The organism is Rhizobium sp. BK049 (genome assembly GCF_014193135.1).
In the GTDB taxonomy this organism is placed as follows: domain Bacteria; phylum Pseudomonadota; class Alphaproteobacteria; order Rhizobiales; family Rhizobiaceae; genus Rhizobium.
In genome coordinates this window covers 265,472-289,593 of the sequence record NZ_JACHYV010000001.1, presented here as the reverse complement: position 1 = coordinate 289,593, position 24,122 = coordinate 265,472, and the positions used below count along the sequence as shown (strand labels likewise).

General features: G+C 62.3%; 19 protein-coding genes and 4 pseudogenes. 11 read left to right on the top strand and 12 right to left on the bottom strand.

The features are described 5' to 3' along the window. Window positions 1–74 precede the first annotated feature (74 nt). From FHT70_RS01360 to FHT70_RS01350, 3 genes are all read right to left on the bottom strand, one after another. A complete protein-coding gene (locus FHT70_RS01360) occupies window positions 75–1,448 on the bottom strand; it encodes a PepSY domain-containing protein (protein WP_183698419.1) in 1,374 nt (457 codons plus the stop codon). Window positions 1,449–1,529: 81 nt separating this feature from the next. Continuing rightward, the gene (locus FHT70_RS01355) at window positions 1,530–1,931 is read right to left on the bottom strand and encodes a DUF2946 family protein (protein WP_085781764.1); all 402 of its coding nucleotides are present in this window, start codon (window positions 1,929–1,931) and stop codon (window positions 1,530–1,532) included. Between the two features lie 84 nt (window positions 1,932–2,015). Then, window positions 2,016–2,510, bottom strand: coding sequence for an Lrp/AsnC ligand binding domain-containing protein (locus FHT70_RS01350; protein ID WP_183698418.1), 495 nt, complete (start codon window positions 2,508–2,510; stop codon window positions 2,016–2,018). A gap of 173 nt (window positions 2,511–2,683) precedes the next feature. On the opposite strand from FHT70_RS01350, the gene FHT70_RS01345 reads away from it, so the two are divergent. The 3 genes from FHT70_RS01345 (at window position 2,684) to FHT70_RS01335 (ending at window position 9,471) form a co-directional block, all read left to right on the top strand. After that, window positions 2,684–2,887 (top strand): hypothetical protein, encoded by a 204-nt coding sequence (locus FHT70_RS01345; RefSeq protein ID WP_183698417.1) that lies wholly within the window; start codon window positions 2,684–2,686, stop codon window positions 2,885–2,887. Window positions 2,888–2,914: 27 nt separating this feature from the next. Further along, on the top strand, window positions 2,915–6,613 hold the full coding sequence (gene putA, locus FHT70_RS01340) for a trifunctional transcriptional regulator/proline dehydrogenase/L-glutamate gamma-semialdehyde dehydrogenase (protein ID WP_183698416.1): 3,699 nt from the start codon (window positions 2,915–2,917) through the stop codon (window positions 6,611–6,613). A gap of 317 nt (window positions 6,614–6,930) precedes the next feature. Continuing rightward, window positions 6,931–9,471: a HAMP domain-containing methyl-accepting chemotaxis protein gene (locus FHT70_RS01335; RefSeq protein ID WP_183698415.1), complete on the top strand. Its 2,541-nt coding sequence runs from the start codon at window positions 6,931–6,933 to the stop codon at window positions 9,469–9,471. Between the two features lie 29 nt (window positions 9,472–9,500). Here FHT70_RS01335 and FHT70_RS01330 read toward each other — a convergent pair whose 3' ends face one another. Then, on the bottom strand, window positions 9,501–10,826 hold the full coding sequence (locus FHT70_RS01330) for an FAD-binding oxidoreductase (RefSeq protein WP_183698414.1): 1,326 nt from the start codon (window positions 10,824–10,826) through the stop codon (window positions 9,501–9,503). A 237-nt stretch (window positions 10,827–11,063) separates the two neighbouring features. Here FHT70_RS01330 and FHT70_RS01325 point away from each other — a divergent pair, with 237 nt between their 5' ends. Then, a complete protein-coding gene (locus tag FHT70_RS01325) occupies window positions 11,064–11,540 on the top strand; it encodes an Lrp/AsnC family transcriptional regulator (RefSeq protein ID WP_064693246.1) in 477 nt (158 codons plus the stop codon). Between the two features lie 243 nt (window positions 11,541–11,783). On the opposite strand, the pseudogene FHT70_RS01320 reads toward FHT70_RS01325, so the two are convergent. The 5 genes and pseudogenes from FHT70_RS01320 to ltnD all read right to left on the bottom strand — a co-directional run. Continuing rightward, window positions 11,784–11,975, bottom strand: a pseudogene (locus tag FHT70_RS01320) (aldehyde dehydrogenase family protein); the annotation flags it as partial. Between the two features lie 21 nt (window positions 11,976–11,996). Further along, window positions 11,997–12,278 (bottom strand): annotated as a pseudogene (locus tag FHT70_RS01315) (GNAT family N-acetyltransferase); the annotation flags it as partial. A 188-nt stretch (window positions 12,279–12,466) separates the two neighbouring features. Next, window positions 12,467–13,744 carry a 3-oxo-tetronate kinase gene (gene otnK / locus FHT70_RS01310; protein WP_183698413.1) on the bottom strand — a complete coding sequence of 426 codons (1,278 nt, stop codon included), beginning with the start codon at window positions 13,742–13,744 and terminating at the stop codon, window positions 12,467–12,469. A gap of 3 nt (window positions 13,745–13,747) precedes the next feature. Then, window positions 13,748–14,524: a 2-oxo-tetronate isomerase gene (otnI, locus tag FHT70_RS01305; protein WP_097600508.1), complete on the bottom strand. Its 777-nt coding sequence runs from the start codon at window positions 14,522–14,524 to the stop codon at window positions 13,748–13,750. Between the two features lie 11 nt (window positions 14,525–14,535). Beyond that, window positions 14,536–15,480: an L-threonate dehydrogenase gene (gene ltnD / locus FHT70_RS01300; RefSeq protein ID WP_183698412.1), complete on the bottom strand. Its 945-nt coding sequence runs from the start codon at window positions 15,478–15,480 to the stop codon at window positions 14,536–14,538. A 220-nt stretch (window positions 15,481–15,700) separates the two neighbouring features. On the opposite strand from ltnD, the gene FHT70_RS01295 reads away from it, so the two are divergent. The 5 genes and pseudogenes from FHT70_RS01295 to FHT70_RS30660 all read left to right on the top strand — a co-directional run. Further along, entirely contained in the window at window positions 15,701–16,699 is a 999-nt protein-coding gene (locus FHT70_RS01295) for a LacI family DNA-binding transcriptional regulator (RefSeq protein WP_097600510.1), read from the top strand. A 15-nt stretch (window positions 16,700–16,714) separates the two neighbouring features. Further along, on the top strand, window positions 16,715–17,383 hold the full coding sequence (locus FHT70_RS01290; protein ID WP_097600511.1) for an aldolase: 669 nt from the start codon (window positions 16,715–16,717) through the stop codon (window positions 17,381–17,383). A 144-nt stretch (window positions 17,384–17,527) separates the two neighbouring features. Continuing rightward, on the top strand, window positions 17,528–18,196 hold the full coding sequence (locus FHT70_RS01285; protein ID WP_183698411.1) for a haloacid dehalogenase type II: 669 nt from the start codon (window positions 17,528–17,530) through the stop codon (window positions 18,194–18,196). A 13-nt stretch (window positions 18,197–18,209) separates the two neighbouring features. Then, window positions 18,210–18,618: pseudogene (locus FHT70_RS01280) on the top strand (FAD-dependent oxidoreductase); the annotation flags it as partial. A gap of 54 nt (window positions 18,619–18,672) precedes the next feature. Next, window positions 18,673–18,879: pseudogene (locus FHT70_RS30660) on the top strand (GNAT family N-acetyltransferase); the annotation flags it as partial. Window positions 18,880–19,188: 309 nt separating this feature from the next. Here the strand turns inward: FHT70_RS30660 and FHT70_RS01270 are convergent. Continuing rightward, a complete protein-coding gene (locus FHT70_RS01270; protein ID WP_183698533.1) occupies window positions 19,189–19,500 on the bottom strand; it encodes a hypothetical protein in 312 nt (103 codons plus the stop codon). 309 nt (window positions 19,501–19,809) lie between these two features. Between FHT70_RS01270 and FHT70_RS01265 the strand changes: the two genes are divergently transcribed. Continuing rightward, complete coding sequence (locus FHT70_RS01265; protein ID WP_183698410.1) at window positions 19,810–20,715, top strand: LysR substrate-binding domain-containing protein; 906 nt, start codon at window positions 19,810–19,812, stop codon at window positions 20,713–20,715. Window positions 20,716–20,768: 53 nt separating this feature from the next. Further along, window positions 20,769–21,899 carry an HPP family protein gene (locus FHT70_RS01260; protein ID WP_183698409.1) on the top strand — a complete coding sequence of 377 codons (1,131 nt, stop codon included), beginning with the start codon at window positions 20,769–20,771 and terminating at the stop codon, window positions 21,897–21,899. Window positions 21,900–22,021: 122 nt separating this feature from the next. Here the strand turns inward: FHT70_RS01260 and FHT70_RS01255 are convergent, their stop codons facing one another. Together FHT70_RS01255 and groL are read right to left on the bottom strand one after the other, a co-directional pair. Further along, window positions 22,022–22,294, bottom strand: a complete 273-nt coding sequence (locus FHT70_RS01255) for a hypothetical protein (protein WP_085782065.1) — start codon at window positions 22,292–22,294, stop codon at window positions 22,022–22,024. Between the two features lie 57 nt (window positions 22,295–22,351). After that, a complete protein-coding gene (groL, locus tag FHT70_RS01250) occupies window positions 22,352–23,980 on the bottom strand; it encodes a chaperonin GroEL (protein WP_085781737.1) in 1,629 nt (542 codons plus the stop codon). Between the last annotated feature and the right edge of the window lie 142 nt (window positions 23,981–24,122).

The following is a 24,122-nucleotide window of genomic DNA, read 5'->3' as shown; positions in this document are numbered from 1 at the left end:
AGTTGCCAGTTGACGCGGTCGTTTGTCAAAGCGTCGCCGAAGGGCTGAATGCGGATTGTCTTCATGTCGCCTCCTCAATCGAACGCACGCCGAAGCGGTGGGATCGTGCGAATGATGGCTTGGTCGGTCGCGACCATCAGCAGGATGGCGAGACCGGTCAGCGGAAACGCCAGGGCGAAGACGGCCGTGATGGTCCATAGGCAGACATAAACCGATCGCCGCGGCGGCAGCGGTGGAACCCCCACACGTCCGGACGGGCGTCGCTTCCACCACATGACGATGCCGGTCACGCAGGAAAGAATGATCGCCAGGCAGGTGGCGAGCATCAGGAATTGATTGGCGCGGCCAAATTCGCGCCCCTGGTGAACATTGATGCCCCACTCGATGGCCTTTCCGAAAATTGGGTACTGGCGGTAGGAGATGTCGACGAGCGGTTTGCCCGAATACTGGTCGATGTGGATCGTCCGCTCCTTGGCGAGATCATCGGGATAGATCGCCGCCGAATAGACGCCGGCTTCACCGGAAGGCATGGCAATGTCGAAACCCGGCGTCAGACCGGCAGCCTCTGCGACGTCGACGGCCTTGTTCAGGCCGATCGGCTTCTTCGACCGGGCGACGGCAATGTCGGAGAGCGGGACCGGAGCCTGTTCGACTGTCCAGCCGACCACAGGCAGGATGTCATGGGTAACCTTCCGCGATTTCGGCACATCGTCCCAGAGTTGCGTGGGATAGCCCAGGCCATGGCTTCCGAGCCAGGCCTGCACGTTCGAACCCCAGTAGCCCGACCACGGCATGCCGGTGATCGCCAGGAAGAAGATCAGTATGCCCGCGAAAGCACCGGTTACGGCATGCAGGTCGCGCCAGAAGACGCGTCGGGCCGGAGTGCCACGGACCGTGACGACGCCGCCCGACTGGCGGCGCGGCCACCAGAGATAGATGCCGGTCACGACAAGCACCATGGCGAATCCGCCGGCAATCTCGATCAGCTTGTTTGGAAGGCTCCCAAACAGAGCAAGACTATGGATGCGCTTGACGACGTAGTTGAACTCTTCGGTTGCGCCGACCGTATCAAGAATCCTGCCGTTATAGGGATCGATGAAGACGAGCGTGGAGCCGGCATCGCTTGACACCGTTACGATGGCCGAGTGCTCAGGCGTTGCCGGGTCCTTGTAGGCGGTGACCGCGGAGCGGGGCACGGCGGCCGTCGCGATCTCCGCCAGCTTTTCCGGCGCCAGTGGTTGGCCTGAAGCGACGACGTCATAGCGGTAGGCGAAGACGCTTTCGTTGATCTCGTTCTTGAAGAGATAGAGCGAGCCGGTGATCGCGAGGTTCAGCATGAAGGGGAGGACAAAAAGTCCGGCGAAAAAGTGCCAGCGCCAGATAGCGCGATATAGCGAGACACCGGGTACGGCGCTTTCCGCCGGAGCGGTGGAAGTGATGGTCGACATGATGAAATTCCGAATCCGTGGCCGCTGGCAAAGGCGCGGCCGAGAACAAAGGGCGCGCCTCAGCGTGGCTGACGCGCTGGTTCAGGTCAGGATCGGATCGGAAGGAGGGGCTCTGGGACCAGTGTTGGGTGGGTAAATTTGCCGATGGAAGGCTTCCATGCGAATGGGAAGATCCACCCGAACGGAAAATGCCACGGCTTTCCCGGCGATGTCTGCAGGCGGCGGCAGGAGGACGGAAGCACTGATCCGGCAGGCTTCGCAGCCATGGGTGTGGGCTTTGTGATCAGCGCCCGTCTCGCCTTCGTCGTCGGCAACCGTGACGCAAAGCGTGGGCAGCGTCCCGTCCGGAAGCACATATTCGGCAAGGTTGACGGGGTCGGCCGCGATCGTCGGGGACTGGTGGGCAAATCCGACTGACACGAGTGCGACGGCGCACAGAATGCGCACCAGCCATTTCCCGATCATGTCCAAACGACTTTGCATGGGTCCCCCGCCATCCGGCGTGAACCGTTGATAATGCTGCCGAGCCGAAAGCTCAATGCGGCAATGTAGCGGTAGGATCAATAGTCACGAGAGACTCGAACCGAACTTGTCCCAACCTTCCTTGATCGTCTCCATCGCAACGTTGGTCGAGGTGTTGGCCACATGCGGCAGTGTCGAAATGCGTTCACCGAGGACGCGGCGGTAGCGGCCGATATCGCGGGTGCGGATCTTCAGGAGATAGTCGAACCGGCCGGCGATCATGTGGCACTCCTCGACCTCCCTGATTTTCTTGATGGCCTCGTTGAAGCTTTTCAGGGCAGCCTCGCGGGTATCGGAGAGCTTCACCTCGACGAAAGCGATGTGGTCGAGCTGCATTTTCGCAGGATTGAGGACGGCCTTGAAGCCTTCGATATAGCCTTCGTTGATCAGTCGCTTGAAGCGGAGCTGGCAGGGCGTCTTCGATAGCCCGACGCGCGCGGCGAGATCGGTGATCGACAATCTGCCATCCTCGGCGAGTGCTGCGAGGATCTTTCTGTCGAATTGGTCCAATTCACTAAAGATGTCGGGTTCGTTAGCCATTTGAGCTCTCAAATGCGATTTAATAAGTTCATACAGGCTGAAAATGGCGAAAATCAAGTGAGATCGTGATTGGCGATCTGTGATACGTTATGCGTGGACAATGGGATGGAAGGCGCAGGCGCTTGACGCATCGTCAGGATCGCATCGGCGCCACACGCAAAATGGGGTCATGCATGGGCAGGGAAAAGCAGGACGACGACGAGAAGCCGGACCTCATCGCCCACTACCGGCCGGTGGCGATAAGGGCCGTGGCGGCAGCGCTCACGTTCAAACGCGACAAGCCTGCGCGCCCGCTCTTCGAGACTGAATATTCCGGCCCTGTCGTCACGGATGATGCTGACTGGGACGATGAACCCGGCGTCTCATTCATCCGTTAAACCAGATATCGATTGATAGGGACCTCCATGCTCAACGCAGCGATCGACACCACGCCATCCAATGATCCCGCGCCGTTCTCGGCCTTCGCGCCGCCGATCCGGCCGCAATCCGAGCTTCGCCAGGCAATCACCGCCGCTTATCGCCGTCCGGAGACCGAATGCCTGCCGCCGCTTGTCGCGGCCGCACGTGTTTCCGAGGCCAAGCGTTATGACATCCGCAGCACTGCCCGCACCCTGATCGAGGCGCTGCGCGCCAAGCACAAGGGTACCGGCGTCGAAGGGCTGGTGCAGGAATATTCGCTTTCCAGCCAGGAAGGCGTGGCGCTCATGTGCCTTGCCGAGGCGCTGCTACGCATTCCCGACACGGACACCCGCGACGCGCTGATCCGCGACAAGATCGCCGAGGGCAACTGGACCTCCCATATCGGCGGCGGCAAATCCATGTTCGTCAACGCCGCCACTTGGGGTCTCGTCGTAACCGGCAAGCTTACCTCGACGGTCAACGACCGCAGCCTGTCGGCTGCGCTGACGCGGCTGATCGCGCGCGCCGGCGAGCCGGTTATCCGACGCGGCGTCGATATGGCGATGCGCATGATGGGCGAGCAGTTCGTCACCGGTGAAACGATTGAGGAGGCGCTGAAGCGTGCCCGTCCGCTGGAAGCCCGGGGGTTCCGCTATTCCTACGACATGCTGGGTGAGGCGGCGACGACCGCAGCAGACGCCGAGCGCTATTTCAAGGATTACGAGAAGGCGATCCACGCCATCGGCAAGGCGGCGCATGGGCGCGGCATTTATGACGGCCCCGGTATTTCGATCAAGCTCTCGGCCCTGCATCCTCGCTATGTGAGAGCGCAGGCCGGCCGGGTGATGGGCGAGTTGCTGCCGAAGGTCAAGGCGCTCGCCGTGCTCGCCAAGTCCTATGATATCGGCCTCAACATCGATGCCGAGGAGGCAGACCGGCTGGAGCTTTCGCTCGATCTTCTCGAAGAGCTGTGCTTTGCCCCGGAGCTTGGCGGATGGAACGGACTCGGCTTTGTCGTCCAGGCCTACGGCAAGCGCTGCCCCTTCGTGCTGGATTACATCATCGATCTCGCCCGCCGCTCCGGGCGTCGGATCATGGTCCGTCTCGTCAAGGGCGCTTATTGGGATGCGGAGATCAAGCGCGCCCAGCTGGATGGTCTCGACGATTATCCGGTCTATACCCGTAAGATCTACACCGACGTCGCCTATATCGCCTGCGCACGAAAGCTGCTTGCCGCTGCCGATGCCGTCTTCCCGCAGTTCGCCACCCACAATGCCCAGACGCTCGCCACGATCTATCATTTGGCAGGGCCTGATTTCGCAGTCGGCAAATATGAGTTCCAGTGCCTGCATGGCATGGGCGAACCGCTCTATGACGAGGTCGTCGGCAAGGAAAAGCTCGACCGGCCCTGCCGCATCTATGCACCCGTCGGAACGCATGAGACGCTGCTTGCCTATCTCGTCCGCCGCCTGCTCGAAAACGGTGCCAACTCCTCCTTCGTGCACCGCATCTCCGATCCGAACGTTTCGGTCGAGGCCCTGATTGCCGATCCGGCCGAGACCGTCGCGGCCATGCCTGTCATCGGCGCCCCGCATGTGCAGATTGCCGCGCCCAAGGCGCTTTACGGCAGCGCCCGAGCCAATTCGAGCGGTCTCGATCTTTCGAACGAAGCCACGCTTTCGGACCTGGCGCAGACGCTTGCCTCCACGGCTGCGACGCCCTGGCATGCGTTTCCCATTCTCGCCGACGGCTCCACCGACGGCGTAACGCGTGATGTCCTCAATCCCGCCGATCACCGGGATGTCGTCGGCACCGTAACCGAAGTGAAGGTAGAAGAGGCTGCCCGTGTCGTCGCGATGGCGGCGGAATACGCGCCGCAATGGGCGGCCGTACCGCCGGCCGAGCGCGCCGCCTGCCTCGATCGGGCCGCCGACATCATGCAAGCCCGCATCAAGGTGCTGATGGGCATCGTCATGCGCGAAGCCGGCAAGTCCGCCGCCAACGCAGTCGGCGAAGTGCGCGAGGCGGTCGACTTCCTGCGGTATTATGCCGATCAGGCGCGCAAAACCCTCGGTCCGTCGCATCTGCCGCTCGGGCCGATCGTCTGCATCAGCCCGTGGAATTTCCCGCTGGCGATTTTCACCGGCCAGGTTGCCGCTGCCCTCGTGGCCGGCAATCCCGTGCTGGCGAAACCTGCCGGTGTCACGCCGATCATCGCTTCGGAGAGTGTCAAAATTCTCCACGAGGCCGGCGTGCCTGTCGGCGCCCTGCAATTCGTGCCCGGCAGCGGCCGCCTCGGCGCCGGGATGGTCGGGGCGCAGCAAACGGCGGGCGTCATGTTTACCGGCTCGACCGAGGTGGCCCGTATGATCCAGGCGCAGCTCGCTGAACGCCTGTCGGCAACCGGCAAGCCGATCCCGCTGATTGCCGAAACCGGCGGCCAGAACGGCATGATCGTCGATTCTTCCGCCCTGGCTGAGCAGGTCGTGGCCGACGTCGTGACATCGGCTTTCGACAGCGCCGGCCAGCGCTGCTCGGCGTTGCGTGTTCTCTGCCTGCAGGACGACATTGCCGACAGGACGCTCGCCATGCTGAAGGGCGCCTTCCGTGAATTGACCATCGGCCGCACCGATCGCTTAAGCATCGACGTAGGGCCTGTCATCAACGACGGCGCGAAGACGGAGATCGACCAGCATATCGAAACGATGCGCGCCGCCGGCCGCAAGGTGGAACAGCTGCCGCTGCCGGAAAGCGCAGCAAAAGGCACCTTCGTTCCGCCGACGATCATCGAGATCAAATCCCTCTCGGACCTGACGAAGGAGGTCTTCGGGCCGGTCCTGCATGTCGTCCGCTTCAAGAGAAACGGCCTCGATCGCCTGATTGACGACATCAACGCCTCGGGTTACGGCCTCACCTTCGGGCTTCACACGCGGCTTGACGAAACGATCGCGCATGTGACGAGCCGTATCAAGGCCGGCAATCTCTACGTTAATCGCAACATCATCGGCGCTGTTGTCGGTGTCCAGCCTTTCGGCGGCCGCGGCCTGTCTGGAACGGGGCCGAAGGCCGGCGGTCCGCTCTATATCGGCCGGCTGGTGCAGCGCGCGCCCGTGCCGCCGCAGCAGGATTCCGTCCACACCGACGTTGCCCTTCGCGATTACATCGGCTGGCTCGACAAGAAGGGCCTGACGGGCGAAGGCGAAGCGGCGCGCGGCTATGCGAGCCGCTCGGCGCTCGGGCTCGAACGTGAACTCACCGGCCCTGTCGGCGAGCGCAATCTCTATGCGCTCCATCCGCGCGGGCGCATCCTGCTCGTGCCGCAGACCGAAACCGGACTGCATCGCCAGATCGCTGCGGCCCTTTCCACAGGCAACCACGTCGTAGTCGATGCGGCTTCCATATCGAAGTCGGTGCTGGCGGATCTTCCGGCGGCTGTCGCCAGCCGCCTTTCCTGGACATCGGATTGGGAAAAGGACGGGCCTTTCTCCGGCGCGCTCGTCGAAGGGGACCGCGACAGGGTTCTTGCCGTCAACCGGAAGATCGCCGCGCTGCCTGGCCCGCTTCTCTTGGTCCAGGCTGCGACGAGCGAGGAACTGGCAAGCGATCCGGAAGCCTATTGCCTCAACTGGCTGCTGGAGGAGGTGTCGACCTCGATCAACACCGCCGCTGCGGGTGGCAATGCGAGCCTGATGGCCATCGGCTGATCGATAGGCCGAGGGGGCAGAAATGCGCCCTCCAGGCCGGCTGCCCAGGTTCCAACTCCCCTTTCGTCATGCTCGGGCCTGTTCCGAGCATCTGCGACCGGTCGAAAAGGCAACAGATCCTCGGCACAAGGCAGCACAAGGCCAAGGATGACGCCGGGTAAAGAGCGAGCTTTGTCAGCCAGTCTGATGAGTCAGAAAATGGGCGCCTCGGCCACGCCTCCGATGCTCCGAACAAACTCGACACCATTGACCATTTTTTTAGCAGTTGCGGCTATCGTCGCGCCGTCAGGCGTGAGCATTCCTGGGGCGGGGCTTTTATGGCGTTGATTGATCGACTGTTGCAGCGTATGCGGATTGTGACGAAGGTTCTCTTTTTCGTGGTGCCTCTGATCATCCTCATAGCGGGCATAGGGCTTTTCGGCTATTTCACCGCCGGTACGCTCAAAGGCCAGATGACTCTGACGCGGCAGACGATCGACACGCTTTCCAGTTTCCAGCAGCTCAGATCCTCGCTGACGGCCTTTACCGACCTTCCGACTGCGGTCACGCGCGATCGGCTGATCGCCAGCATCTCCGATCAGGAGAAGGGCGCTGCGACGCTCGATGCCATGTTGATCGATCCGTCCCAGAAGCAGCAGATCTCGGCGGTGCGCGACCTCGGCGGCAAGATGCAGGGTAGCGCCGACGCGCTTTGGGCCGTGGCACAAGAGCGCACGAATACCGAACAGGCTATCGATACGGCTGTGGCGCAGCTTTTCAAGGAAAGCCAGACTGCCCGCAAGCAGCTCGACGTCCTTCAGGATCAGGCGAACGGAAAGGAAGCCTTCGTCCGGGCGCTTCTTCTCGATGCCTCCGCTTACAAGAACATCGCCCAGCGCATTGCGAAATTGCGCAAGGCGACCGCTCAGGCGACGGTACCCACGGATATCGCCGGCGCTCTCGGCAGCCTGCTGCCGCCGCTCGTCAAGGAGGTCGGCGGGAGCGCCGCAGTCGCCTCCGACAAGGCCCAAAGCAAAATTGCCGAGCTGAAGCCGGCATTGGACAAGCTCGCGGCGATGGCCGAGGACAGCGCTAACCTTACGCTCGCCGGCTATGCCCCCGTCGACCAGGATCTGCAGGGCTTTGAGGAGAAGTTCGTAAAGCTCGCCTCAGGGAATGCGGATACCGCTATCGAGCGTTTTGTCGGCATGGATGCGAACATTGGCACGCTTCGCTCGATGGTGGCGATCGTCGGTACCGCTTTCAAATCGATCGACGATCTGCGCCTGCATCTGAGTGAACTGAACAGGCGGGTCGATGCCGAGTCGCGGGACGCCGTTCTCGCCGATCTCAAGGCGCTGCGCGAAAGCGCTGCTCAGCTTGTACCATTGAGCGGGAAAAACGCCGCCTTGCAGGAACTTGCGAAGAAGATCGAGCCCTCCCTCGCCACGATCGAAAAGGATACGTCGCTGCTGATATCGGTCGCAGACCGGTGGCGGGCAGAGCGGGGGACGGCGACCGAGCTCGTGGCCGCCGCAAGCCATACTCTGGAGCAATTCGTCAGCACCGCGCAGGAGAGCGGCAAGGACATCAGCCAGCGTTCGGCCACCATGTCGCTCGCGGCGATGATTGCCGGCACGGTGCTTGCGATCATTGGCGGCCTCATGCTGATCGAAACGCTGCGCGCACCGCTGAAGCGGATCACCCAGACGATGACAAGACTTGCCGCCGGCGATCTCAACGTGCCGATCGGCGATGGCAAGCGTGGCGACGAAATCGGCGATATGATCCGGTCCGTGACCGTCTTCCGCGACCAGGCGCTCGAGAAGACCAGGCTCGAAGAAGTCGCTGAAACGAACAGGGCGCGGGACGAACAGGAGCAAGCCCGCCGCGCGGCCGAGCAGGCGCGCATCGAAGCCGAGCAGAGCGAGGCCCTGGACGTACTCTCAGACATGCTCGGCAAGCTTGCCGACGGCAACCTCGCAGCCGTGATGAGCGAGGAGCTGGCCGCCGATTATGTCGCGATGGCCAGGACCTATAACCAGGCGATTGATGCGCTTCGCCGCACACTCGCCGAGGTTCGCAACACCACCTACGAGATCGCCGAGGGCAGCACCAATCTTTCAGGCGCGGCCGACGATCTGGCGCGGCGCACGGAACAGCAGGCGGCCGCCCTCGAAGACAGTTCACGTGTGCTTGGCGAACTCACCGCCAGCGTGCGCACGACAGCGGAAAATGCGCGCCAGACATCGGTTTCCGTCGCCGAGGCGCATCGGCAGGCGGAGCATTCCGCGGCTGTCGTCGCCAAGGCCGTCGACGCCATGGACGCCATCAACCGTTCGTCGGACAAGGTCTCCAGCATTATCGGTGTGATCGACGAGATTGCCTTTCAGACAAATCTTCTCGCCCTCAATGCCGGCGTGGAGGCGGCGCGGGCAGGGGAGGCCGGCAGGGGTTTTGCCGTCGTCGCACAGGAAGTGCGCGAGCTTGCACAGCGCTGCGCCAAGGCTGCCCGCGAAATCAAGGATCTCATCTCCAACAGCGCATCGCAGGTGGGCACGGGCGTCAGGCTCGTCGAGGAGACCGGCCAGGCGCTTTCGGCGATCATGGAGCATTTTACCTCTATCAACGGGCTGGTGCAGGTCATCTCGACTGCCACCAGCACGCAGTACAAAGGCATCGACGAGGTCAACAGCGCCGTTCGCGACATCGAGCATATCACGCAGCACAATGCCGCAATGGTGGAGGAAAACACCGCCGAAATTCACAGGCTTCGGCAGCAGGTGGAACTGCTGAACGAGCGGATTTCCCGCTTCCAGACCGCCGACGCCCGCAAGGCTCCGCCTGCCGTAAGCCCACGGATGGCCTTGGCCTCCTGAGGGACTCCGCCGTCTCTTTGCGACGCGCTCTAGAAATCGGCGACTTTGCCCCAGGAGGACGCCGCGAAACGGTTGGGGTGATAGGGCCGCGGGTCGACGATCGGCTCATTGCCCGTGACGATATCGGCAATCAGATGACCGGCGCCGGGTCCGATGCCGAAGCCGTGGCCGCTGAAGCCGGCGGCGAGGATGAAACCTGGAAGGGTGGCGATCTCGCCGATTGCCGGCACGCCGTCCGGCGTGCTGTCGATATAGCCCGCCCAGGCCGCGTTGATTTCGGTGTTCTTCAAGGCGGGCAGCAGCTCGAGCGCCCGTGAATGCGTGAGGGTAATGGTGGCCTGGTCGACTGCCGGATCGAGGATGCGCATGCGCTCCATCGGCGTCGGCCTGTCGAGCCGCCAGCGCGCCAGAGATTCGTGGCCCGAACGAATCCCCTCCAATCCGCCGGGTGCCAGACTCCGCCAGCGGCGGGCGAACATGGGCAGGAACTGCGGCGCGAAACGAAACTGCTGCGCGGTGGGATCGACGCGGCCGCGGCCGCTGATCGCAAGCGTGTAGCCGCCGTCGCGGCGACGTGTCACGGAAACAGCTGACGTATGCAGCGCATCCGGCAGGCCGGGTGCACCCGGCGAAACCGACAGGATCGACGAGCGGATCGAGGCCTGCGGAAATCGAATGCCGAGCTGACGGCAGAAGGAGGAGGCCCAGGCGCCGCCGGCCAGGATCGCGACCTTCGTCCGGATCGTGCCATGCTCCGTGAGGACGCCTGAAACTCTGCCGCCTTCGATGTCGACGCCGCGGGCCGCACAGGACTGATGCACCGTGCCGCCGAGCTTCAGGATCGCACGCGCGACTGCAGGCGCGGCACTTGCAGGATCGGCGGTCCCGTCGGTCGGCGAAAAGACCCCACCTTTCCACGCCGTGCCGGTGGCCCGCCCGCGTTCGGTTGCCTCCGCACCGCTCAGCATATGCGTCGTGACGCCGACGGATCGGGCGAAATCGCGCCAACGCGCCCAGCCGGAGAGTTCCTCATCGCTGTTGCTGAGATAGAAGAGGCCGCAGCGGCGGAAGCCGGTGTCCTCGCCGGTCTCGGCGGCGAAGCGCTCCCACAGATCGAGGCTCTTCGTCGACATCGGCAATTCACGGGCGTCGCGGTTCTGCTGGCGGCACCAGCCCCAGTTGCGGCTCGATTGTTCCGCCCCGACAAGCCCTTTCTCGACGAGGGCGACCTTCAATCCGCGTCTGGCCAGATAATAGGCCGTGAAAACGCCGACGATGCCGCCGCCGATTACCACCGCATCTGCGGCAGCAGGCAGCTGCGGTGTGGTGTCGACGCGCGTGAGCGGTGCGGGCATGGTATGGTCTCCGTTTCAGGCCAGTCTAGCGGATCCGACGCGGCACCTTTGCCGGAGTTCATCCAGCGACAGCAGAAGATTCCGTCTTGCGGGCCAGCCGGCAGCCATTTGTGCTTCGGCATGTCCCGCAATCCGATCGACACCCCTTTGTCATGTGTTAAGCTCGACGTTGAAAAGGCTGCAGCATAATCTGCTGCGCCGTTGGGCGATCTCGAGCAAGCGAAGGCGCGTGTGATGATGAAACTTGACCGGATCGACATAAAAATCCTCTACGAACTGCAGAAGAATGGCCGCGTCACCAATGTGGAGCTCGCCGAGCTGGTCAATCTGTCGCCGAGCCCCTGCCTGATGCGAGTGAAGAAGCTGCAGTCCGAGGGTTACATCGAAGGCTATTCTGCGCAGATCAACGTCAGCAAACTCGGTCAGACGCTGACCGTGTTTACCGAGATTACCCTGAAAAACCATCGGCAGATCGATTTCGCCCGTTTCCTCGCAGCGATCGAGAAGGTCGACCAGGTGATCGAATGCCATCTGGTTTCGGGCGGCTATGATTATCTGCTGAAATTCGTAACCGCCGGGATCGATGAATACCAGACGATCATGGAAAGGCTCACCGACATGGACGTCGGCATCGACAAATATTTCAGTTTCGTCGTCCTGAAATCGCCAATCGTCAAAGCCCACATGCCGCTGACCACATTGTTTCCGCACTAGAGAGGGCGGCGAAGGCCTTCAATGGCGGGCACCGGGGATCTAAGACCCTTCGCGCAGGTGACGGTTTCGTCATGAAGTCAGGTTCGTTGGTGTTGGCGCACGACAGAGGCTGTGCGCCAGATCTACGTTTGTGTGGCCGAGCAGCCGCTTCTATGGCGAGGCACCTCATCGCGAGTATGCTTGGACCCTGCACGGCCTTGTCATACGTCAGGCATCCCAAACCGGATATCGCAGATTTGAGATTCAGTCGTTCAAGAAGCCAACGATGCCCTTGACCTCGGTAAACTCGTGCAGTCCGAACTTGCCATATTCCCGGCCGTTGCCGGATTGCTTGTAGCCGCCAAAAGGCGCGGCGCTGTCCCAGGCGGCACTGTTAAGGCGAACGCTGCCGGCGCGCAGCCTGCCCGCGAGCGCCCGCGCCTCCTCTGGGTCGCCCGGCAAAAGCCGGTAGCCTGCGATCTGCAAGGCGACCTCCATCAGCCTGCGGCCGAGGCTCCGGCCGCGCATGGTCTCGTCGACGATCACCATGTTGATGGTCGCACAATCCCGCTTGTATCGAGTGATGAGGACGGTGCCGACGACCCTGTCGTTTTCGATTGCAACAACGCCTTCGCTCAAGGTCAGCGCCATCTGCCAGTCCTGCGGCCGATGCGGCCAGCCCGCCCGCCTGGAGAGCGCAACGGCTGCCTCCAGATGATCTGGGCTAAATGCAGCGATTTCGATCTGACGTGTTTGCATCGGGCCGTCCTTCATGTCGTGCCCGCAAGTCTGCCGGAGCCCCGGCGGGCAGATCGTCTGAAGGCCGCGGTTCAGGCAGTATCTTATAGCATTGGCCGAGGGGCTGCCGCATCTTATGCTAGAGCCGAACGATATCCACGCTATCCAAACCGGCTCGGGGCCAAAATGGCTCGGCTCTTCCGGGCAGGTCAGTGCATCATTGCCAGCGCTGCCGCAAAGAAGTCGTCGCCACCGAAATTTCCGGATTTCAATGCCAGAAGCATGTCGCCCTGCCGATTGCCGACCGTGCGCAGCACCGGCACGCCGGGAGCAATCTCGGGGCCGATCAGAAATGCCGGGATGGCGAGCCTGTCGACGGCGGCCCCCGAGGTTTCACCGCCGGCGACCACCAGGCGCCGCACGCCTCTCTCAACCAGTTCGGCTGCTATGATCGAGGTCGCGGTCTCGATCGCGTGGCCGGAGGCCTCCCGCCCATATTGCGATTGCAGGCGGGATACCGTTTCCGGCGTCCCGCTCGCGGCGACTATGACCGGACCGGCGGAGATGCGGTCTCCGGCCCAGGAAATAGCGGCGGCGAGCTCATCGGGGCCTGACATCAGCCGCTCCGGATCAAGCCGCAGCACAGGCATCGACCGTTCGGCGACCTCGAGCTGGCTTAGTGTTGCCTTCGAACAGCTGCCGGCAACGATCGCCGAAAACCCGCCGACAGGGCGAATGACGTCTTCAGCTGTTGCGCGGCCGGATATGCGGCCGGAACGGACGAGCGCCCGGGCAAGGCCGAGGCCAAGGCCGGAGGCACCGGTCGATACCGGCGTTTCGAGCGCAATCTCGCCGAGCGTTTCAAGATCCGTTTCGAAAATCGCGTCGGCGACAGCCATGGTCACGCCTGTCGTGCGCAACGCATCGAGCCTCGCCCTCGCGGCGGCAGGGCCGGCCGCGATGGCTGCCAGATCGATCAAGCCGATGGCGCCTCGCGATTGCCGAGTAAGAACCCGCACGAGATTGGCGTCGTGCATCGGGTTGAGGGGGTGATCCTTGAGCGGGCTTTCGTTCAATGGTTGGCCGCCGACGAAGAGATGGCCGAGATAGACCGTACGCCCTGTTTCCGGAAAGGCTGGTGTAACCAGTACGCTGCCGCCGCCCGCAGCATCGCGCAAGGCCTCGGTGACGGGACCGATATTGCCGGCATCAGTGGAGTCGAAGGTCGAGCAGATTTTGTAAAGCACATGCCCGGCGCCCCGCTGGCGCAGCCATCGGTCAGCTTCCGTGGCTGCCGTTACCGCCTCCGCGGCCGGGACGGAGCGGATTTTCAGTGAGACGACAACGGCATCCACGTCGGGCAGTGCGAGCGAGGGATCGGGGATGCCGACCGTCTGGACCGTGCGCAAGCCGTTCTTTGTCAGCGTGTTGGCGAGGTCCGATGCGCCCGTGTAGTCGTCAGCGATCGATCCGAGTGAAATAGCCATCGTCTAGCTCCGTGCAAAAGGGGCGAACCAGCCTAGACCGTCCAGCGTGCGGCCTCGCGGAATGTATTCGCAGCCGATGAAGCCATCATAACCCAGCCCGTCGATTTGGCTGAACAGATAGGGATAGTTCAGCTCTTCCCCATCCGGCTCGTTGCGTGACGGCACGCTGGCGATCTGGATGTGGCCAGTGATCGGCAGCAGGCGCCGCAATGCCATGGCAACGTCGCCATGGATGATCTGACGGTGATAGATGTCGAATTGAAGCTTCAGGTTCGGCAGGCCGCATTCCGCGATCAGCCGCTCGGCGCTGCCGAAATCGTTTAGGAAATATCCCGGCATGTTGCGCCCGTTGATCGGTTCAAGCAGAAGGTCGATGCCCTTTTCCCCAAGCCGGCCGGCGGTGTAGGCCACGGAGCGCCGGTATGAGGAAGAGGCGCCCTGATCATGAGGATCGGCGATGCCTGCCATCAGGTGCAACCGTTTGACGCCCGTCGCCGCCGCATAATCCAGCGCCCGCTCGACATTGGCCTTCAGCTCGTCGAACCGTCCGGGAAGGGCAGCGATGCCGCGTTCGCCGGCGCCCCAGTCGCCCGGCGGCAGGTTGAACAGGGCCTGCTGCAGATTGTTGCGGGCGAGCCGTTCGGCGATGGCCTCCGGCGTGACTTCATAGGGAAAGAGATATTCGACGGCGGAAAAGCCTGCATCGGCTGCGGCGTCGAAGCGGTCGAGGAAGGCCCATTCGTTGAACATCATCGTCAGGTTGGCGGCGAAAGCAGGCATGTTGACTTCCTTTACAGGCTCTGCGGTTCCTTGACGGAACTGGGCAACTCCGCGCCGGAAAGCTTGGCGTAGAGGCGCGCGAGTGAGGAATCGTCGTCGCGGCCCATGCCGGCCCCGGCCGCCGCCAGATACATTTGCAGAGCGGCTGCCGCGAGCGGTGCAGGATATCGTTCGGAGCGGGCCATATCCTGAACGATACCGAGATCCTTGACGAAGATCTCGATGCTGCTGAGCGGCGTATAGTCTCCGGCCAATACATGCGGCACGCGGTTTTCGAACATCCACGAATTGCCAGCCGAGGCGGTGATGACTTCATAGACCTTGTCGAGGTCGAGACCCTGCTTGGCGGCAAAGCTAATGGCCTCGCATGCGGCCGCGATATGCACCCCGGCGAGAAGCTGGTTGATCATCTTGAAAGCGGCGCCGATTCCGGCCGCCTCGCCGAGCTCGTAGACTTTGCCGGCCATGGCCTCAAGGCCCGGCCGCGCCGCATCGAAAGCCTGCATGGAGCCGGAAGCCATGATCGTCAGCTCGCCAAGCGCGGCCTTCGCCGCGCCGCCCGATATCGGCGCATCGAGATAGTGCAGACCGAGGGCCTCGGCCCGCCCCGCCAGATCGCGTGCGACGGCCGGATCCATGGTTGCCGAGGAGATGAATACGGCGCCCGCCTTCATTGCAGCCGCGACACCCTCTGCCCCGAACAGCACGGCCTCGGTCTGCGCGCCGTTGACCACCACGCAGACGACGATGTCAGCCTCCCTGGCGGCGTCGGCAGGAGTCGCCGCGCCACGTCCGCCTTCGGCGACGAAGCGGTCCACTGCCGCCGGCGTTATGTCGTATCCGATGACGTCGAGACCGGCGCGCTTCATCGAGCGAGCCATTCCCAGGCCCATGGAGCCAAGTCCGATCACGGCCGCGATGACGGTGGGGCCTGAATGTTCGGCAAGCGGTGTCATGGGAGTTTCTCCAGTCTTGCAAGAGCCATGCCTGGGCGGCGATAAGCGACTTTTGGCAGCGCTGCCATTTTCCTACTCCCTTTTGGCAGCGCTGCCAACTGCAGATTGGCAGCGCTGCCAAAAATATCTTGCTTCTGGTCGGAAGAGATGAAAAATGGCTATCGCAGCGAGGTGTCCCGAGGATAGCTTCGCGCTTCAGATGCCGGGTTCAAGATTGACCATGGAATTCAAACATCAGGCGACGGTGACCCTTGCAGAGGTCGCGCAAGCGGCCGGCGTCGGCGAGAGCACGGTGTCGCGCGTGCTGCGCAACCACGGATCGTTTTCCGGCAGAACGCGGGAGCGGGTAATGGCTGCCGTCGAGCGGCTGGGCTATGTCCCGAACCGGATCGCGGGAACGCTTGCCTCCACCGGTTCGCGCCTTGTCGCCTTCGTCATTCCCTCGCTGTCTAACATCGTATTTTCCGACGTGCTGCGTGGAGCGGGTGCCGTTCTCGAAGAAAACCGCTATCAGGCAGTCTTTTCGGTGACGGACTATGATCCGGGCAAGGAGGAGGCGCTCGCCACCGCGATGCTTGCCTGGCGCCCGGCGGCAGTGATGCTGGCGGGCTACGAGCACACCGAGGGTACGGCGAAGATGTTGCGCGCCAGCGGATGCCGGGTCGTGGAACTGCTCGATCTGGATGGCGACGCCCTCGATATTGCGGTCGGCTTCTCGAATCGCGCGGCCGGGCGGGAGAGCGCTGCCTTCCTGCTCAGGCGGGGCTACCGGCGGATCGGTTATGTCGGTCACGACCTGGACCGCGACACCCGCGCCGGCAAACGCTTCTTGAGCTTTTGTGAAACTCTTGAAGCCAACGGCACCCCCCTCATCGCCCAGGAAATCCTCGCGGACGCTTCCTCGGTCGAAAACGGCAAGCAGGGACTGGAGCGACTGCTCGCACGAGCGACCGGCCTCGATGCGGTCTACTTTTCCAACGATGACATGGCGCTCGGTGGTTATTTTCATTGTCTCGCTCAAGGGATCGCCATCCCCTCGCAGCTCGCTATATTCGGCTATAACGGCCTCGATATCGGCCGGGCAATACCGCAACCCTTATCGACCATCCGCACGCCGCGTGTGGCGACGGGGCAGATCGCCGCTGAGCTGGTCGTCGCCAACGCGCCGCCGCAGGCCATCGATCTCGGTTTTGAACTGATCGAAGGGGCAACTGCGTAACCTGGAGGAACCACCATGTCCGACGCGCGCCTGCGTGAGGAAATCTGCCTATACGCTCGCTCGCTGTTCGAGCGCGGGCTGACGCCCGGTTCGTCCGGCAACATATCGTTGCGGCTGGAGGACGGCGGCTGGCTGGTGACGCCGACCAACGCCTCGCTCGGTTTTCTCGACCCGGCCCGGATCTCCAGGCTCGATGCGCAAGGCCGTTTGCTGTCCGGCGACAAGCCGACCAAGGAAATCCCGCTTCACACCGCCCTCTACGAGACACGCGGCAGCGCCCGCGCCATCGTCCATCTTCACTCCACCCATGCGGTGGCGCTGACCATGCTGCCGGAGATTGATCCGCGGGCCGCCTTGCCGCCGATGACGCCATATTATCTCATGCGCGCCGGCGAGACCGCTTTGGTGCCGTATTATCGTCCTGGGGATCCGGCGGTGGCTGACGCAATCCGCGGACTGGCAGGCAAATATTCGTCGGTGCTTCTCGCCAATCATGGACCTGTTGTCGCCGGTGACAGCCTGGAGGCGGCGGTCTTCGCGACCGAGGAACTGGAGGAAACGGCGAAGCTCTATCTGCTGTTGCGCAACCTCAATCCCCGTTTCCTCAGCCCGGCCCAGGTCGCCGATCTCGTCAATACCTTCGGCCTCGATCTTCCGTCGCATCATGACCACGATCACGACTGAACCCGAGCGCGCGCAACCTTCTGCCAAACGCCGCTTTCGATACGATAGATTCTGCTTCGGATGCCGCCAATTCGGGTAAGCCACGGATAAAGCGGTGCCTATGATTGTGAAACATCCCGGTTCCAGTCATTCAAGGATACGCAGATGACGACGTTCCGCCCGAAATACATCACCTTCGATTGCTACGGCACGCTGACCAACTTCCAGATGGCGGAAGCGGCGCGCGACCTCTACGGCGATCAACTCGAGGAGCCGCGCATGGCGGAGTTCGTCAGGAATTTCGCCGCCTATCGTCTCGACGAGATCATGGGCGCCTGGAAGCCCTACGCCGAGGTGGTGCACAACTCGCTCGAGCGGACATGCAAGCGCAACGGCGTCACGTTTCGCGACGAAGCAGCGCAAATGGTTTACGAGCGTGTTCCCACCTGGGGGGCGCATCGGGACGTACCCGAGGCCCTTGCCAGAGTTGCCAAGGAAATTCCTTTGGTCATCCTGTCCAACGCCATGAACTCCCAGATCATGTCGAATGTCGAAAAGCTCGGCGCGCCCTTCCACGCGGTTTATACCGCTCAGCAGGCCAATGCTTATAAGCCGCGCTTCCAGGCTTTCGAATACATGTTCGACATGCTCGGCTGCGGGCCAGAGGACGTGCTGCATTGCTCGTCATCCTTCCGCTATGATCTGATGTCGGCCCACGATCTCGGCATCAAAAACAAGGTCTGGGTCAATCGCGGTCACGAGCCGGCAAATCCCTATTACGGCTATGTCGAGATTCCCGACATCTCCGGCTTGCATGGCGTTGTCGGCCTCTGACGGAGATAAGAGGATGCAGTTCCAGTCCTACTGGCACGACACAGCGCGTGCTTTTGCCGATGCGGCTCAAGGTCCTGTCGAAGGACATTATGATGTCGCCGTGATCGGCGCGGGCTTTACCGGGCTTGCAGCGGCGCGCCAGCTTGCGAAAGCCGGCGTCAAGGTCGTCGTACTGGAGGGCGAACGGGTGGGCTGGGGGGCATCGGGGCGCAATGGCGGCCACCTCAACAACGGATTGGCTCACAGCTTCCTGTCCGCGCTCGGCGCGGAGAGGGCTATGGCGCTCTATCGGGCGTTCGATGAGTCCATCGATACGATCGAGGCGATCGTCACCGAGGAGGGCATCGATTGCAATTTCCGTCGCGCGGGAAAGCTCAAGCTTGCTACGGCCCGTAGAAGCTGAAGATCTGGAGGCGATCGCGGAACTGGATCGCGTTGCCTTCGGCACGGACCGCACGCTGCTTCTGACACGACTCATGGCACATTCCAAGGGCGTCGTATTGGTTCGCTCCGGCCGGGTCGAGGCCTTCGCGCTTTGCCGAAGGTTCGGGCGCAGCCATGTCGTCGGCCCGGTGGTGGCGGTCAGTGACGCAGACGCAATTGCCGTCGTTCATCCGCATGCGCTCGAGCATGCGGGGTCATTCCTGCGCCTCGATACGCGCGAGAAAGCCGGATTATTTGCCGATTTTCTCTCCCGCTGTGGCCTTGCTGTCTTTGACTTCGTGACAACCATGTCGCTGGGCGACCCTTGGCTTCCAATTTCGGGAGGTCATGTGGGGCATCGGCCGAAAACCTATGCGCTGGTCAGCCAGGCGCGGCCGACGGAAATTAAGCGCCGGGATAATGGGCATGGCGGCCGAAGCCTAGATACGTTCGGCTTCGGGTCGGAAGGAACGATATTGCCACAGGCCTTGCGCCGTTTCGCGCCGGTATACGGTCTCGAGCCAGAACACCGTGTCATCGATCGGCAGGACAGGATGTCAAGCAGATGCTCAGCCGATCGGGCGCAGCCCGAGGTAGGCCGCCAGGCTAATGGCGGAAAGTGCGATGGTCAGACTGGGGCGGGCGTCGTCGAACATTGCCGCCAGCAAAAGGCAGAGCATCAGCACGACGGATTTGCCCCAGAGATTTTGGTCGGAGATGGTAAAGGCGACTGCCGCCAGAAAGACCGCGCTTGCGACGACCGTGACGGGAGCGGATTTCTCAGCGAGGTCGCCGCCGGGAAAATACGGCAGAAGAAAACGCCGCATGCTCAGGCCTGAAGCGACGCTTAGAAGAAGGCAGGTCAAAACAAGGTGCAGCATATGGTCGGCGCCGGTCGTTCTACAGATCAGCATCGAGACGCAATCTCCATGCCAGCCGCAAAACGCCCGGTAGCGGGGACGATCCCGGACTTTGCGTGGCTATTTCGGTGGCGTCTCGATCTTTTTTTCGGCAATCACTTGGCTGTCCGGCCTGCCGATGGCGCGGACATCATGAGAAGGTCGCGCCCGGGAGCCCTCACGCTGCCCCGATTCCGGTTTTTGCGCCTGTGTCTAAACCCGCTTGAGCTCGGGTGATGATTTTTATATAGAGAACGATGACTCGCTTTAATTCCGGAAAAGAGATTTTTATTGGACCTTTCGTCAATCGAGATATTCCTCGCCGTTGCCAGCGATCGCAGCGTTACGAAGGCTGCAAAGGCCGTCGGGCGGGTGCCGTCGAATGTGACGACGCGCATCCAGCAATTGGAGGAGGACCTTGGCGTTTGCCTGTTCAGCCGTGACGGGAAGAAGATGACGCTGACGCGGGAGGGCGAAACCTTTCTCGCCTATGCGAATCGCCTGATGGCGCTGGCGCTCGAAGCGCGCCAGGCCGTGCGGCCTCTTGCCCCATCGGGAACATTGCGGGTTGGCACGATGGAGAGCACGGCGGCAAGCCGGCTGCCGGCGGCGTTGACGCAATTCAACCAGATGTGGCCCGACGTGTCGCTGCATCTGACGATGGGCGCGTCTCGCGATCTCGCCCGCGATGTTCTGGCCGATGCGCTGGATTGCGCGCTTATTGCCCGCCCACCGAAGGCGATGCGGGAGGAGGATCTGGATTTCGACGCCGAACTCGAGGCGCTGGAGATGGAGACGGTCTTCATCGAAGATCTGTTGATCGTGCTGCCATCCGGGCATCCCGCGATCAAATCCGCGGCCGACCTGCGTGTCGGGTCGCTCGCGGCTTTGGAACCCGGCTGCACCTATCGCCGGATTGCCGAAGATTGGGCGCGCAAATCGAGCGACCTGCCGACGATCGAGCACGGTTCCTATCATGCGATCCTGGCGAGTGTTGCGACCGGAAATACCGCGGGTGTGATGCCAAGGTCCGTTCTCGATCTCATGCACTGGCCGACTGCCGTTCAAACCCATCAGCTCGGGTCGGTCGAGACCCTGCTGGTTTACCGCAAGGACGATTGCCCTAGCGCCTTCAATGCCTTTCATGAAGTGCTTGGCGCAACCAAAGGCAGAGATGTCAGGCTGGCGGCAAACTAGCTCCGGCGTCTCGTCCTCGACCTCCAGAAAATCCTCACTCAATTGGTCTTCGCATGCAATTTCCCGTTTCACCGAAGGTAAGGCCGAACCGTTTTCGCCGCTTTCGATTGTTTTCGCCCATTCTGGCCGGCGCGACGCTAAGAGAACGATTGATCGCCTGTTTCGGAGCCTTGCTGGGCATCGGTCTCACTGGCGTCATCAGCGGTTATCTGTTCGGTCAGGGGCCGCATCTTCCGCTGATCGTCGCACCGATGGGGGCGTCGGCGGTGCTGCTTTTCGCGGTGCCGGCAAGCCCGTTGGCGCAGCCATGGGCGATCATCGGCGGCAATACAATTTCCGCCCTGATGGGGATTATTGCGGCGTATTTCATTCGTGATCCGATCATCGCGACGGGCGTCGGCGTTTCGCTGGCCATCGGCGCAATGTCGTTCACGCGATGCCTGCATCCGCCGGGAGGGGCTGCGGCACTGACCGCCGTGCTCGGCGGCCCCGTCGTTGCCGGGTGGGGATTCCTCTTTCCCTTCGTGCCCGTCGCTTTGAACTCCTGCATTCTCGTCGGGCTCGGGCTGCTGTTCCACAAGCTTTCAAGGCGGAACTATCCGCATGTCGTGCCGAAGCCGGCGGAGAACACCCACCAGACGATCGATCCGCCATCCGCCGCGCGGGTGGGCTTTCGCGAGGAGGATGTCGACGCCGCCCTCGAAGCGCTCGACGAAACATTCGATATCGATCGTGCGGACCTCGGCAGATTGCTGCAGCAGGTCGAGCTGCAGGCGGCCATCCGATCGAACGACAAGATCAGCTGCGCCGATATCATGTCACGGGACGTGATCGCCATCGGCGAAACGTCCGAGCCGGATGCCGCGCGACATCTTCTTTTGAAGCATAATATCCGCACCCTGCCGGTGAACGATCGGGAAGGCCGTCTGATCGGCACTGTCGGATTGCGCGAATTGTTTGGGGGCGGCGACACGATTGCCCACGCGATCTCCAAGCCGGCGGTGGCGAGAGCTTCGGATCTCGCCCTGTCGCTGCTGCCGGTTCTGACGGACGGGCGCACCCATGCCGTCATCGTCGTCGACGACGACCACCGGATCCTCGGCCTGATATCGCAGACCGACCTTTTGAGCGCCGTTGCACGGCTGCTGCCGAACGACGGCGATACGATCGCGGCTGTGGCGTGAAACGTGCGGAGCGGCTCGGATTGCTGCCGGCCCGTCACGGCCGCCGAAGGCGACATGCCTTCGGCGTCAGCCCTTCCGATATGATCTCGGCTATGAGCTGAAGCGGATGCGGGATGCGCTCGTCATCGATTGCGTGCCGGCGCAGTCACCGGCGTGGTCGGGCGTCCGTTTGTCTCAAACAGGCCGCGGGCCGCCTGAACCATCGACTGCAGATGATTGGGATCGCGCACGCCCTGTCGGTAGAGCTCGATGATGATGCTCGCCATTCGTTCGGCTTCGTCGCTGTCTCTTGCCACTGCGTAATCGGCGCTGAGCTTGTCGAAGACGCGTTGGCAGGTTTCGAGATCGCGGGAGTCCAACGGCACCTGCGATCGGCTTAGGATCGTTTGAACCATCTTCATTCTCTCGGAAAAGGCCCGCCCGGCGTGTCCGGGCGAGCCTGAGACCCTGACTTAAAAGTCCATACCGGCGCCGGGCGGCATTGCCGGAGGAGCATCCTTCTTCGGCTTCTCGGCGATCATCGCTTCCGTCGTCACCAGCAGGCCGGCGATGGAGGATGCATCCTGCAGCGCGGTGCGAACGACCTTTGCCGGATCGATGACGCCCTGCGCGTAGAGATCGCCGAATTCGCCGGTCTGAGCATTCCAGCCATAGGAGAAGTCGCTCTTCTCGCGCAGCTTGCCGACGATGATAGAGCCTTCGGCGCCGGCGTTTTCGGCAATCTGTCGAGCCGGGGCCTCGAGCGCACGACGGACGATGTCGACACCCACGCGCTGGTCGTCATTGGCAGTCTTGATATTGCCGAGCGCCTTGACCGCGCGCAGCAGCGCCACGCCGCCGCCCGGCAGGATGCCCTCCTCGACCGCTGCGCGGGTGGCATGCAGCGCATCGTCGACGCGATCCTTCTTCTCCTTCACCTCGACCTCTGTCGAGCCGCCGACGCGGATGACGGCAACACCGCCGGCGAGCTTGGCGAGGCGTTCCTGCAGTTTCTCGCGGTCATAGTCGGAGGTGGTTTCTTCGATCTGGGCCTTCAGCTGGGCAATGCGGCCTGAAATTTCCTCCTTCGAACCGACGCCGTCGATGATCGTCGTGTTTTCCTTCTCGACCGTGATCTTTTTTGCCCGGCCGAGCATGTTGAGCGTCACATTCTCAAGCTTGATGCCGAGATCTTCGGAGATGACGGTGCCCGCGGTCAGGATGGCGATGTCCTCCAGCATGGCCTTGCGGCGGTCGCCGAAGCCGGGCGCCTTGACGGCAGCGATCTTCAGGCCGCCGCGCAGCTTGTTGACGACGAGGGTCGCAAGGGCTTCGCCTTCGACGTCTTCAGCGATGATGAGGAGCGGCTTGCCCGACTGAACGACAGCTTCGAGGATCGGCAGCATCGACTGCAGGTTCGACAGCTTCTTCTCATGAATGAGAATATAGGGGTCCTCGAACTCGACCCGCATCTTGTCGGCATTGGTGACGAAGTAGGGGCTGAGATAACCGCGGTCGAACTGCATGCCTTCGACGACTTCGAGTTCGGTTTCGGCAGTCTTGGCTTCTTCAACGGTGATGACGCCGTCATTGCCGACCTTTTGCACGGCCTCCGCCAGGAAGCGGCCGATTTCGGCATCACCATTGGCGGAGATCGTGCCGACCTGGGCAATTTCGGCATTGTTGGATATCTTGCGGGCGTTGGCCTTCAGTTCTTCGACGATCGCACTGACGGCGAGATCGATGCCGCGCTTCAGGTCCATCGGGTTCATGCCCGACGTCACGGCCTTGGCGCCCTCCTTGACGATCGCCTGGGCGAGCACCGTCGCAGTCGTGGTGCCGTCGCCGGCGATGTCGCTGGTCTTCGAAGCGACTTCGCGGACCATCTGGGCGCCCATGTTCTCGAACTTGTCTTCGAGCTCGACTTCCTTGGCGACCGAGACGCCGTCCTTGGTGATGCGCGGCGCACCGAAGGACTTGTCGATCACGACGTTGCGGCCTTTCGGACCCAGCGTCACCTTTACGGCGTTGGCCAGGATGTCGACACCGCGCAACATTTTTTCGCGGGCTTCGACGCTGAATTTGACTTCTTTAGCAGCCATGTCCTCACTCCTTCATCGGCAGCTTGCGCATGTCGCCAAGTGTACAGCGGTTTTGCGAGGACGACATGCGTAGAAATTAAGATCTAAAGCGCGAGGAGCGAATCTCAGAGATCGCACTGGGCTTTAGCATTGATTTTCGACT

Coding starts and splice junctions, on each gene's coding strand:
- FHT70_RS01360 (WP_183698419.1), bottom strand. CDS start 1,448: ATGTCGACCATCACTTCCACCGCTCCGGCGGAAAGCGCCGTACCCGGT.
- FHT70_RS01355 (WP_085781764.1), bottom strand. CDS start 1,931: ATGCAAAGTCGTTTGGACATGATCGGGAAATGGCTGGTGCGCATTCTG.
- FHT70_RS01350 (WP_183698418.1), bottom strand. CDS start 2,510: ATGGCTAACGAACCCGACATCTTTAGTGAATTGGACCAATTCGACAGA.
- FHT70_RS01345 (WP_183698417.1), top strand. CDS start 2,684: ATGGGCAGGGAAAAGCAGGACGACGACGAGAAGCCGGACCTCATCGCC.
- putA (WP_183698416.1), top strand. CDS start 2,915: ATGCTCAACGCAGCGATCGACACCACGCCATCCAATGATCCCGCGCCG.
- FHT70_RS01335 (WP_183698415.1), top strand. CDS start 6,931: ATGGCGTTGATTGATCGACTGTTGCAGCGTATGCGGATTGTGACGAAG.
- FHT70_RS01330 (WP_183698414.1), bottom strand. CDS start 10,826: ATGCCCGCACCGCTCACGCGCGTCGACACCACACCGCAGCTGCCTGCT.
- FHT70_RS01325 (WP_064693246.1), top strand. CDS start 11,064: ATGAAACTTGACCGGATCGACATAAAAATCCTCTACGAACTGCAGAAG.
- otnK (WP_183698413.1), bottom strand. CDS start 13,744: ATGGCTATTTCACTCGGATCGATCGCTGACGACTACACGGGCGCATCG.
- otnI (WP_097600508.1), bottom strand. CDS start 14,524: ATGCCTGCTTTCGCCGCCAACCTGACGATGATGTTCAACGAATGGGCC.
- ltnD (WP_183698412.1), bottom strand. CDS start 15,480: ATGACACCGCTTGCCGAACATTCAGGCCCCACCGTCATCGCGGCCGTG.
- FHT70_RS01295 (WP_097600510.1), top strand. CDS start 15,701: ATGGAATTCAAACATCAGGCGACGGTGACCCTTGCAGAGGTCGCGCAA.
- FHT70_RS01290 (WP_097600511.1), top strand. CDS start 16,715: ATGTCCGACGCGCGCCTGCGTGAGGAAATCTGCCTATACGCTCGCTCG.
- FHT70_RS01285 (WP_183698411.1), top strand. CDS start 17,528: ATGACGACGTTCCGCCCGAAATACATCACCTTCGATTGCTACGGCACG.
- FHT70_RS01270 (WP_183698533.1), bottom strand. CDS start 19,500: ATGCTGCACCTTGTTTTGACCTGCCTTCTTCTAAGCGTCGCTTCAGGC.
- FHT70_RS01260 (WP_183698409.1), top strand. CDS start 20,769: ATGCAATTTCCCGTTTCACCGAAGGTAAGGCCGAACCGTTTTCGCCGC.
- FHT70_RS01255 (WP_085782065.1), bottom strand. CDS start 22,294: ATGGTTCAAACGATCCTAAGCCGATCGCAGGTGCCGTTGGACTCCCGC.
- groL (WP_085781737.1), bottom strand. CDS start 23,980: ATGGCTGCTAAAGAAGTCAAATTCAGCGTCGAAGCCCGCGAAAAAATG.